Annotated in this window: 12 protein-coding genes; 1 reads left to right on the top strand and 11 read right to left on the bottom strand. The window is 46.6% G+C overall.

Annotation, left to right across the window (positions count from 1 at the left end; all coding sequences use genetic code 11):
- The 3 genes from AB4Z17_RS28495 to rplS all read right to left on the bottom strand — a co-directional run.
- On the bottom strand, positions 1-266 hold a 266-nt coding region (locus AB4Z17_RS28495), incomplete at its 3' end, for a YlqF/YawG family GTPase (protein WP_441963558.1).
- A 9-nt stretch (positions 267-275) separates the two neighbouring features.
- Complete coding sequence (gene lepB, locus AB4Z17_RS28490) at positions 276-977, bottom strand: signal peptidase I (RefSeq protein ID WP_339208903.1); 702 nt, start codon at positions 975-977, stop codon at positions 276-278.
- Between the two features lie 97 nt (positions 978-1,074).
- Positions 1,075-1,416: a 50S ribosomal protein L19 gene (gene rplS / locus AB4Z17_RS28485; protein ID WP_053375699.1), complete on the bottom strand. Its 342-nt coding sequence runs from the start codon at positions 1,414-1,416 to the stop codon at positions 1,075-1,077.
- 203 nt (positions 1,417-1,619) lie between these two features.
- Between rplS and AB4Z17_RS28480 the strand changes: the two genes are divergently transcribed.
- Positions 1,620-3,038 (top strand): CAP-associated domain-containing protein, encoded by a 1,419-nt coding sequence (locus AB4Z17_RS28480; RefSeq protein ID WP_441963556.1) that lies wholly within the window; start codon positions 1,620-1,622, stop codon positions 3,036-3,038.
- Between the two features lie 72 nt (positions 3,039-3,110).
- Here the strand turns inward: AB4Z17_RS28480 and trmD are convergent, their stop codons facing one another.
- The 8 genes from trmD to smc form a co-directional block, all read right to left on the bottom strand.
- Positions 3,111-3,863: a tRNA (guanosine(37)-N1)-methyltransferase TrmD gene (trmD, locus tag AB4Z17_RS28475; protein WP_339208901.1), complete on the bottom strand. Its 753-nt coding sequence runs from the start codon at positions 3,861-3,863 to the stop codon at positions 3,111-3,113.
- A gap of 3 nt (positions 3,864-3,866) precedes the next feature.
- Positions 3,867-4,391 (bottom strand): ribosome maturation factor RimM, encoded by a 525-nt coding sequence (gene rimM / locus AB4Z17_RS28470; protein ID WP_076268340.1) that lies wholly within the window; start codon positions 4,389-4,391, stop codon positions 3,867-3,869.
- 162 nt (positions 4,392-4,553) lie between these two features.
- Positions 4,554-4,784, bottom strand: coding sequence for a KH domain-containing protein (locus AB4Z17_RS28465; protein WP_076268339.1), 231 nt, complete (start codon positions 4,782-4,784; stop codon positions 4,554-4,556).
- Positions 4,785-4,809: 25 nt separating this feature from the next.
- Complete coding sequence (gene rpsP, locus AB4Z17_RS28460) at positions 4,810-5,082, bottom strand: 30S ribosomal protein S16 (RefSeq protein ID WP_053375694.1); 273 nt, start codon at positions 5,080-5,082, stop codon at positions 4,810-4,812.
- 34 nt (positions 5,083-5,116) lie between these two features.
- A complete protein-coding gene (ffh, locus tag AB4Z17_RS28455) occupies positions 5,117-6,493 on the bottom strand; it encodes a signal recognition particle protein (protein WP_076268338.1) in 1,377 nt (458 codons plus the stop codon).
- Between the two features lie 26 nt (positions 6,494-6,519).
- Positions 6,520-6,882 (bottom strand): YlxM family DNA-binding protein, encoded by a 363-nt coding sequence (ylxM, locus tag AB4Z17_RS28450; protein ID WP_076268337.1) that lies wholly within the window; start codon positions 6,880-6,882, stop codon positions 6,520-6,522.
- A gap of 163 nt (positions 6,883-7,045) precedes the next feature.
- Positions 7,046-8,053 (bottom strand): signal recognition particle-docking protein FtsY, encoded by a 1,008-nt coding sequence (ftsY, locus tag AB4Z17_RS28445; RefSeq protein WP_441963554.1) that lies wholly within the window; start codon positions 8,051-8,053, stop codon positions 7,046-7,048.
- 42 nt (positions 8,054-8,095) lie between these two features.
- Positions 8,096-10,614: chromosome segregation protein SMC (gene smc / locus AB4Z17_RS28440; protein ID WP_441963552.1), on the bottom strand; the 2,519-nt coding region annotated here is incomplete at its 5' end.

The raw sequence follows: 10,614 nt of genomic DNA, 5'->3' as shown, positions 1-10,614 counted from the left end.
GTTGAGGAATCAATTGCGATCGATTCATGGTCTTCATTACGGAAATAAGCCATCCATTGCTCTGTCGTTTTTGGATCAGCCAAGTCGGATTTGTTTAATACGATCAATCTTGGCTTGCCGTTCAAAATTTCCTCAATCATCGGATTACGGCTAGATAGCGGAACCCGTGCATCCAATAGTTCGATGGCAAGATCGATTAGTTTGAGCTTGTCTTGTATTTGCCGTTTCGCCCGCGTCATATGACCCGGAAACCATTGAATGGTCATTTACTCACCTCATTTAGTCCAGTGCTTTATAAACTCTAGTTTGTTCAGCGGCCAAAAAATAATATCGGCACGTCCAACAACCTCTTTATCCGATACAAATCCGATAACCCTGCTATCTGTACTATCGCTGCGATTGTCGCCAAGTGCAAAAATCGTGTCCTCAGGAACAGTGATTTCAGATACATCGGAATTTATTCCTTTTTCGTTGTATAGCTTGCCTTCGGCATGTGCTGCCGCAATTGCTTCTTTTAAATAAGGCTCGTCTATTTTTTTATCATTAATATAAAGGTCATCGCCTTCGAGTCGAATTTTATCACCCGGTACGCCAATCACTCGTTTTATAAATTTTCGGCCTTGCTCTGGAACATCAAACACTACGACCTCACCAAATTTCGGCTCGCGTATCGTGTACAAAATTTTATTTACTATTAACCGTTCGCCGGTCTCGAAATTAGGCTTCATGGAAGGTCCGTCGACGATGAATGGTGAAAACAAAAATTGACGAATGAGAAATACGAGAACGACCGCAATGACTAAAGCCTTGATCCATTCTACGACTTCTTTATAAGCTCCGCCCTGTTTTCCTGAGCCGGATGCATGGGCTGCTGCACGGTTTGGTAAATTCTGCTCAATGTCCGCATGTTCCTGCGTATTTTTCATTTCATGATCATTGCCATTGTCCAGCCCGTCATTTCGCTGCTGTGAGTCCATTCAGTCCGCCTTCTTCCCATATGCTGTAATATGTAAATGACCTTTGAGAAAAAACGAAAAGGAGCTTGTTTGCGCAAGCCCCTCTTGTCGTTTGTTCTTAACGAATTTCTTTAATACGAGCAGCTTTTCCGCGAAGACTACGTAGGTAGTACAATTTCGCGCGACGTACTTTACCACGGCGAGCCACTTCGATTTTTTCGATTTTAGGCGAGTTAAGCGGGAAAGTTCTTTCCACACCAACACCGTAGGAAATTTTACGCACTGTAAAAGTTTCGCTGATTCCACCGCCGCGACGTTTGATTACAACGCCTTCGAACAATTGGATACGCTCACGAGTTCCCTCGATAACTTTTACATGAACTTTTAGCGTGTCACCTGGACGAAAGTTCGGTAGACCTTGGCGCAGATTTTCTTGCGCGATTGTTTGCAAAAGATTCATTTGATTCACTCCTTCCACCATAGACGTTCTTATAAGCTCACCGGATTCCTCTGAATCGGTTCATCGCTGATAGCGGACCGTCCGACTTTACGAACAACATTAGAAATTTTACCATAGCTAGCCCAATAATACAACACGATTTTTTTATTCATAAATCATGTATACTAAATGATGACAAACACCGACATGAAGAGGTGACAAAATTGCACCATATTAAACAATCTTTTTGTAACAAAACAAAAGGGGGAATCGCATCTGTACTATTAATATTAACCATTTCTGCACCATTGCAAACCTCTGCTGAATCCTTGGCTTTTAAAGATACGAATGGACACTGGGCTGGCTCCTATATTTCTTGGGCTGTTGATCAGAAATTAGCTCAAGGTTATGGGGATAATTCCTTCAAGCCAAACAAGGTTGTTAATGAAGCTGAGTTTCTTGCTATGCTATTGAGAGCCTATGGATTAGTCACAACATCTTCTTCCAGCGCCAGCAATTGGACCAAGCCTTATTACGATTATGCGAATAATTTGGGCTGGCCTATCAATAACGCTTCTCAAAATGTCGAATTCCGACGTGGACAAGCTGCGTTGCTTCTGGCTTCCGCAGCAAATGGAAAGGAATTTACAGAGCAAAGCGCAATTCAGTGGCTGCTTGATGAGAAAATATCGAATGGACGCACCTCTGCCACCGTTAGCGGCTTCATACCAGATGGAAAGCTTACACGCGCTGAGGCGCTTACCTTCTTCTATAACCTCAAACTTCACTCAAAAGCGTTGTCCGATGCTAAAATTATTAACACAGGTGATCGCCTTCATGAAATAACGATAAACGATTCGCTGCAAAAGCTTCAACAAACGCTCGGAAAACCGTCTAGGATTGATCCAAGCGAATATGGTTTCTCCTGGTACGTTTATAATAGCAGCTATACCAACTACATGATGTTCGGCATCCAAAATGACCGGGTAATCGCTCTTTTCTCCAATGGCAAAGATAGCTGGGCGATGAAGTCGGGCATCCAGATCGGTCAAACGATTGGTAATGCCAAAAAGCTGGTTGGCGAAGCAACCAATGTGGAAACAAATAACGATTATTATGCTTACACTGCAAAAAAAGTACATACCGTTCTCTTCATTGACCGACGTGATGGAAACAAAATAGCTGGTGTCATGCAAATGGATCAAGCCGTTTCCAAATCCACAGCGTTAAAATCAGCCAATACATCCAAGCTGGCAGACGCATATGAACAACAGCTCTTTGATCTTACTAACGCTGAACGCGCTGTTCGCAAAATACCTCTGCTGCAATGGGACAAGCTCGCTGCTGCCTCAGCGCATGGCCACAGCAACGATATGAGTGCACGTAAATTTTTTGACCATACGAATCCAGACGGCTCGTCTCCTTTTGACCGAATGAAAGCAAACGGCGTTAAGTATCACTCTGCTGCTGAAAACATAGCTGCCGGATACAAAAATAGCATTTTTGCTCACTATGGCTGGGTCAATTCTACAGAAGGCCATCGTGAAGCACTATTAAACAGCAAGCTTGAGCGACTAGGTACAGGTGTTGCATTAGGCGGAACCTATAACGTCTACTACACCCAAAATTTTTACACGCCATAATTATCGAATACTTCTAAATAAACAAAGCCGCAACGAAATTCGTTGCGGCTTTGTTTATTAGCTAGGGTCATACTATTTGCCTGTCTTATTAGGCTCCTGCTTTAACTGTGAAGCCACCCATTTGCGTTCCTTGTCCGTAAGCGGGGCGCTCTTTAGAAGGTCAGGACGGCGCTGCAGCGTCCGCAGCAGCGACTGCTCACGACGCCACACCTCAATATTCGCATGATGACCAGATATAAGAACATCTGGGACATCCCAGCCGCGGAACGACGCAGGCCGAGTGTAATGGGGATGCTCAAGCAAACCTGTGCTATATGAATCTGTAACGGCAGAAGTTTCATTGCCAAGCACTCCTGGTAGCAATCTAACAACGCTATCGATGAGCACCATCGCAGGTATTTCTCCACCCGTAAGCACGTAATCACCAATCGACAGCTCGTCTGTTACAAGATGCTCGCGTATACGCTCATCATAACCTTCATAGTGACCGCAAATAAGAACCAAATGCTGTTCCTTTGCAAGCTCTTCAGCCTTCTTCTGCGTAAACTGTGCTCCTTGCGGGCATAGAAGAATAACACGCGGCTTTATATTGTCATCCAGCTTTAGATCCTCTACCGCAGCAAAGACCGGGTCTGGCTTCAAGACCATGCCGCCACCGCCGCCGTATGGATAATCGTCAACCGTGTTATGCTTATTGCCTGAATAAGCACGGAAGTTGATTGCTTGAGGGGATACGATCCCCTTCTCCTTCGCTTTTCCTAAAATGCTCGAATTGAACACGCCGTCGAACATTTCGGGAAACAGCGTCAGCACATCTATTTTCATCGGTTAAATCAATCCTTCCATCAAATGGACCGTCACGATTTTCTCTTTTGTGTCGACATTGACTAAGACATCATCGATAACAGGCAAAAGCAATTGCTTCCCCGAGCCCTTCGGACGATCCACTACCCACACATCATTTGCGCCTGGGCTTAAAATTTCCGAAATCGTGCCCAGCTCCTCGCCTTCCTCAGTAACGACACGGCAGCCTATAATTTCGTGATAATAATATTCGCCTTCTTCAAGCTCAAGCTGCTGGTCGGCTGAAATTTTCAGTACCCAGCCTTTATATTTCTCAACCGCATTAATATCAGTGAAGCCTTCCAGCTTCAATATGTATACGTTTTTGTTCGCGCGTGAGCTGATTACTTTTACTTCCAGCGAAGCTCCGCTTTCCTCGTTGACCATAAGCAGCTTGTTTCCAGAAGCAAATCTATCCTCTGCAAAATCCGTTTGCGAAAGAATTTTCAGCTCTCCGCGGATACCGTGCGTATTAACGACTTTCCCGACTGTAAACCATTTTTCGTTCATTAGAACCAGCCCTTCATATGTGTATAGCCTTATTATACATGCAAAAACGGCTTCGTTCCATGTTGAAGAACGAAGCCGTAATGATTAGCGACATCCATGGATAAGTGTACATATTGAAAAGAAGGTTAGGACATTCATCCCAACCTTCTCTTCATACGCACATCATGACATAATGTCGACGATGACACGCTTTTGCGATTTCACGGAAGCAGAAGTCACTACCGTGCGAATCGCTTTCGCTATGCGTCCCTGTTTACCGATGATTTTACCGATATCCTCGGGGTGAACCGAAAGCTCGTATATCGTGCCACGGTCATCATCCTTCACATTGATTTGCACCTGTTCAGGATGATCAACCAATGCCTTCGCTATGACAAGAATCAATTCTTTCATCTCAAGGCCCTCCGCTATTCAACAGTTATTTCTGTTGCTTAAGCTCATGGAACTTTTTAAGAACACCAGCTTTGGAAAGCAAGTCACGAACGGTATCAGAAGCTTGAGCTCCAGTTTGCAACCATTTTAGCGCTTTCTCTTCATCAATCTTAACTTGGGCCGGTTGTGCAACCGGGTTATAAGTACCGATTTCTTCGATAAAACGACCATCACGCGGCGAACGGGAATCCGAAACTACTACGCGGTAGAAAGGAGCTTTGTGAGCACCAATTCTTTTCAAACGAATACGTACTGCCATTAAAAATTCACCTCCTTCAAAGAGTAAACAACCATTAAAACGGGAACTTCATATTTTTGCCGAGCATACCTTTCAGGCCCTTCTTGCCGCCCTTAGGTCCTTTCGGTCCCATCATCGATGAGAATTGCTTCATCATTTTTTTCATATCGTCAAACTGCTTAATGAGGCGGTTAACCTCAACGATCGTTGTTCCGCTGCCTGCAGCAACACGCTTGCGGCGACTGTGATTAAGCAGCTCTGGCTTTTGCTTCTCCTCTTTCGTCATGGAGCGGACAATAGCCTCGACGCGGCCGATTTGTTTCTCATCGACCTTCATATCCTTCATGCCCTTCATCTTGTTCATGCCGGGCAGCATATCCATAATTTGATCAAGCGGCCCCAAATTGCGAACCTGCTCCATCTGTTCAAGGAAATCGTCGAACGTAAACTCTGCTGTACGCATTTTACGTTCCATTTCCTTCGCTTTATCTGCATCAATATTCGACTGCGCCTTCTCAATAAGCGATAGCATATCGCCCATGCCGAGAATACGGGAAGCCATTCGCTCTGGATGGAACGGCTCCAAGGAGTCGATCTTCTCACCCATTGCTGCGAATTTAATCGGACAGCCTGTAACTGCTTTTACCGACAGCGCCGCGCCACCGCGAGTATCGCCATCGAGCTTCGTTAGTACAACGCCTGTTAAAGCGAGCTGTTCATGAAAGCTCTGTGCAACGTTTACAGCATCTTGTCCTGTCATTGCATCAACAACGAGGAGAACCTCATCCGGCTTTGTAACCTGATGAATTTGCTTAAGCTCTTCCATCAGCTCTTCGTCGATATGTAAACGACCGGCGGTATCAATGATGACATAATCATTGCCGTTCTCTTTGGCATGCTGCAGTCCAGCACGCGCAATCTCTACAGGTGAAGTCTGATCACCCAAGGAGAAGACCGGCGCATTGATTTGTTCACCAAGCACTTGAAGCTGCTTAATGGCTGCAGGACGATAAATATCACAAGCGATAAGAAGCGGCTTATTGTTGCTCTTCTGAAGCAATTTTGCCAGCTTGCCTGAAGTTGTTGTCTTACCCGCACCTTGCAAACCCGCCATCATAATGACTGTCGGAGGCTTATTAGCCTTTACCAGCTTGCTCTGCGTGCCGCCCATCAGCTCGGTCAGCTCTTTATTTACGATATCGATGACGACCATGCCGGGCGTGAAGCTCTTGGATACATCGAGGCCAATAGCCCGTTCCTTCACCTTCGCAATAAAGTCCTTCACGACTTTAAAGTTAACGTCTGCCTCTAGAAGCGCCAAACGTACTTCACGCATTGCTTCGCTAACATCATCCTCGGAAACCTTGCCCTTGCCCCTCAGCTTGCTGAACACATTTTGAAGCCGACTCGATAAGCTCTCAAATGCTGCCATGTACCGTCACCTCCATTCTTCCTATTTTATTCGGCTAATTTAAATTGTGCAATGACACTCATAAGCGCCTGCTTGTCCTGCTCTGCAATGGAAAGCTCGTTAACGCTGTTTACAAGCTGCACAGTTAATTGTTGAAAGGATTCATGTCTTACAAGCAAGCCTAGCTTGCCTTCATAACTTTCCAGCACTTGTTCTGCACGCTTGATGTGCTCATATACCGCTTGTCTGCTAATTCCAAACTCGCCAGCAATTTCCCCAAGTGTGAAGTCGTCGTGAAAATAATATTTGAGAAACGTCCGCTGCTTCTCTGTCAAGAGCGGCTCGTAAAAGTCGAACAACAAGTTTATTCGGGTTGTCTTGGACAAGGCATCTGGTTCATTTGCTTTCATCCCCTCAGCCCCTCCTGTTATTTGCTTGTTCTGCCGACAAGGTAAACACCTTTACACCAGCAACGTCTTTTATAATACATGACACTATAGGCTGCTGTCAAGTATTTTCCCTTGTCACCTTTACGAGCTGTTTTAACTGCTCCAAACCATCGTTAATCGCCGCTTACTCCGCCGTTTTTCCAGCTTCAGACTCATCTTCACGCTGGATTAATCCAGCAAACAAAGCATGAATAAATTGCTCTGAATCGAATTGCTGCAAATCTCCCATTTTTTCTCCAAGACCTACAAGCTTAACCGGGAGGCTTAGCTCATTACGAATAGCAATTACGATTCCGCCCTTAGCTGTGCCATCAAGCTTTGTCAGCACGAGACCAGTTACGCCGCTTTTCTCGCCAAACAATTTTGCTTGGCTAAGTGCGTTTTGGCCAGTCGTTGCATCAAGCACAAGAAGAACCTCATGGGGAGCGTCAGGGAGCTCGCGCTGAATCACGCGGAAAATCTTGTTCAGCTCTTCCATCAAATTGGTTTTGTTTTGCAGCCTGCCAGCCGTATCGCATAACAGAACGTCTACGCCGCGCTGCTTTGCAGCTTGCACCGCATCGAACATCACTGCTGCAGGGTCAGCTCCTGATTGCTGCTTAATGACATCGACACCAACACGCTGTCCCCATACTTCCAGCTGCTCAATAGCTCCTGCGCGGAACGTATCGCCGGCTGCCATAAGCACACTCTTGCCTTCGCTCTTGAATTTATGAGCAAGCTTGCCAATGGTCGTCGTCTTGCCGACGCCATTTACGCCAACGAACAAAATAACAGTGATGCCGCTTGGCGCCATCCGCAAGCCGGAATGATCGTCACCCTTCATGAGCTGAATCAGCTTCTCAGAGAGAATAGGCTGCAAATCCGAAGCATCCTCGATCTTCCGTTTTTTCACTTCGACCCGCAGATCATCAATAAGCTGCATAACGGTATTCACACCAACATCGGCGCCAATCAATATTTCCTCTAGTTCTTCATAAAACTGCTCATCGATTTTTTTGCGGCGTGTGATTAGCTCTTCTACCTTTTCCACAAAAGCTGTACGCGTCTTCGATAAGCCTTCTTTGAAAATATTTGTCACCGCTTCTGTCTTTGTAGCGATGCTTTCCTTCAGCTTCTTAAAAAAACTCATCGTTCCAACTCCCCATCCTCACGTTGCCGTTTTTTCTATAAGTTATGCAGATACCGGCTCTTCATCCTCTAAGCGCACAGAAACGAGCTTCGATACGCCGCCTTCCTCCATCGTAACACCATATAGCACATCCGCTTCCTCCATCGTGCCTTTACGATGAGTAACGACGATAAACTGCGTAAGCTCTGAAAACTCACGCAAATATTGAGCAAAGCGTGATACGTTTGCCTCATCAAGCGCAGCTTCAACCTCATCAAGCACGCAAAACGGAACGGGTTTCACTTGTAAAATCGCAAATAGCAAAGCGATTGCGGTCAAAGCTCTTTCTCCACCAGAGAGCAGCTGTAGATTTTGCAATTTTTTGCCTGGCGGCTGAGCGACAATGTCGATTCCAGTATCAAGAACACGATCCGGCTCAACGAGCACAAGATCAGCACGGCCACCACCGAACAGCTTCGCGAATACGATAACAAAATGACTGCGAATCGCTTCAAACGTCGCTTTGAACCGTTTGGACATCTCATCGTCCATCTCGCGAATGACCTGGTACAACGTCGTTTTTGCGTCGATCAAATCATCCTTCTGCTCTGACAAAAACTCAAAACGTTCGCTGACTCGCTCATACTCCTCGATTGCACCTAAGTTCACTTCGCCAAGAGCGGTTATTTGACGTTTAACGTCTCTAACCTCATTTTGTGTACCTAGAACATCCTCAGGTATAGGGTACTGCTCCTTAGCGAGCTCATAGCTAAGCTCATATTCCTCACTGAGCTTCCGAAGCAAATTATCAAGCTCCACGTCTAGACGGTTAGCCGCAATTTCGGTCTGTCTCATCTGCTCTTCAACCGTCCGAAGTTGTCCGCGCTGCTCCTTCGTTTCACTTTCGCCCAAATCGAGCTCGGCAATACGCTTAGCGCGTGCTGATCGTTTGAAATCCGTTTGCTCTGCACATTCCTGCTTCTTCAAACGCAGGTGATTGAGCTGTTCAATCTGCTGTACCGTTTCATCGGCATGCCTTGCGATTTCTTCCTCTTGCTGAACGGACAAGGAGCGCAAGCTTCCAAGCTCTTGCTTCGCCCGACCAATTTCCGCACGCACTCTCGCCGATTGATCTTCGAAAGATAATTTCTCTTGATCAGTCTTCGCTGCAGCAATCTTAATATCGGTAAGCTGGCCTTGCAGCTCTTCCTTCGCAAATTCGCTAGCTTTACGCCGCTCTTCTGCCATACGAATCGCTTCCTGCAGCCTCGCTTCATCTATAACCAGCTGCTCTAACCGGAGCTCAGCAGCTTTGGCTGCTGCCTGAACATCTTTCTGCTCGGACAAATGAGTGTTACGATCCGCTGAATACAGCTGACGCTGCTCGTCGAGATGCTTCGCCTCATTATGAAGCTGCTGAAGCTCAGCTCTAATTTGCTGCTCTTCAATACGGCTTTTCTCGCCTTCTGCACGCAGCTCTTCAATATTATGCGTGCGAATAGAATGCTCTTTGCGCAAATCGCTTAGCTTATTACGAAGCTGCTCTACCATCTTGCGAGCATCTGCAATCTCTTGATCAAGCGCGTCGATTTGACGTTGACGACCAAGCAGGCTAGCGCCTTTCTTCTGCAAGCTGCCCCCCGTCATTGAACCGCCAGCATTGACTATATCACCTTCAAGCGTGACGACGCGGTATCGATATTGACATTTCGATGCAATCCGGTTGGCTTGCTCCAGCGTTTCTGCAAGCAAAACATTGCCAAGCAAACTGTTCACAATCGCTGAATAGCGGTCATCCGAGCTTACCAAATCAGCAGCAACGCCTACGAAGCCCTCAATGGATTCGGCTATACGCTTGTCATGCTCAGGAACTTGTCTACCACGAATAACATCGAGCGGCAGAAAGGTAGCTCGTCCTAGCTGACGCTGCTTTAAGAATGCGATAGCTGCGCGAGCCGTTTTCTCATCCTCCATGACCACATGCTGCAAGGCCCCGCCCAGTGCAGTCTCAACGGCAGTCTCAATGCGTTCAGGAACACGAACAAGCTCCGCAACCGCGCCATGAACACCGCTGATTCCACTATTGCCGCGTCTGGAAGCTTTGAGAACTTCCTTTACGCCCTGCATAAAGCCATCAAGCGCATCCTGCATTTCTTTCATGGTATCGCGCCTAGAAACATGGCTGTCGAGCTTCTGCTCCCACTTTCGCATGGCTAAAGTGACCTCTTCCAAACTTTGAGAAATCTTTCTCGTTTGTTCAGATTCCGAAAGCGTTTTGTTTCTTGCCTGCTCTAGTCGCGCTAGCGTAGATTCAAGCGCAGCCGCAAGTGAAAAGCGTCTCTCGTCCAATTTTTCCTGCTGCTCCAGCCATTTTGTCTCATCCTCACTAATTCGCTCCATCCGCCGCTGCAATGCTTCTTGCTGCTGCGAAGCATAACGAATTTCGTTGCGGTGCTGCGCCATCGAGCTGAGCACTTCCAATAGCTCGCTTTTGAGTGTTTCTTCCGCATCAACGACTGCTCCGCCTGCAACGCCTACAAGACGCGCTTCTTCATCGGCTATTTTCGAGCGCAGATCTGCTA

The sequence above is a fragment of the Paenibacillus sp. TAF43_2 genome (assembly GCF_052113545.1).
Classification (GTDB): domain Bacteria; phylum Bacillota; class Bacilli; order Paenibacillales; family Paenibacillaceae; genus Pristimantibacillus.
This window is presented reverse-complemented; position numbering and strand designations above follow the sequence as displayed.

Coding starts and splice junctions, on each gene's coding strand:
- lepB (WP_339208903.1), bottom strand. CDS start 977: ATGGACTCACAGCAGCGAAATGACGGGCTGGACAATGGCAATGATCAT.
- rplS (WP_053375699.1), bottom strand. CDS start 1,416: ATGAATCTTTTGCAAACAATCGCGCAAGAAAATCTGCGCCAAGGTCTA.
- trmD (WP_339208901.1), bottom strand. CDS start 3,863: ATGAAAATAGATGTGCTGACGCTGTTTCCCGAAATGTTCGACGGCGTG.
- rimM (WP_076268340.1), bottom strand. CDS start 4,391: ATGAACGAAAAATGGTTTACAGTCGGGAAAGTCGTTAATACGCACGGT.
- AB4Z17_RS28465 (WP_076268339.1), bottom strand. CDS start 4,784: ATGAAAGAATTGATTCTTGTCATAGCGAAGGCATTGGTTGATCATCCT.
- rpsP (WP_053375694.1), bottom strand. CDS start 5,082: ATGGCAGTACGTATTCGTTTGAAAAGAATTGGTGCTCACAAAGCTCCT.
- ffh (WP_076268338.1), bottom strand. CDS start 6,493: ATGGCAGCATTTGAGAGCTTATCGAGTCGGCTTCAAAATGTGTTCAGC.
- ylxM (WP_076268337.1), bottom strand. CDS start 6,882: ATGAAAGCAAATGAACCAGATGCCTTGTCCAAGACAACCCGAATAAAC.
- ftsY (WP_441963554.1), bottom strand. CDS start 8,053: ATGAGTTTTTTTAAGAAGCTGAAGGAAAGCATCGCTACAAAGACAGAA.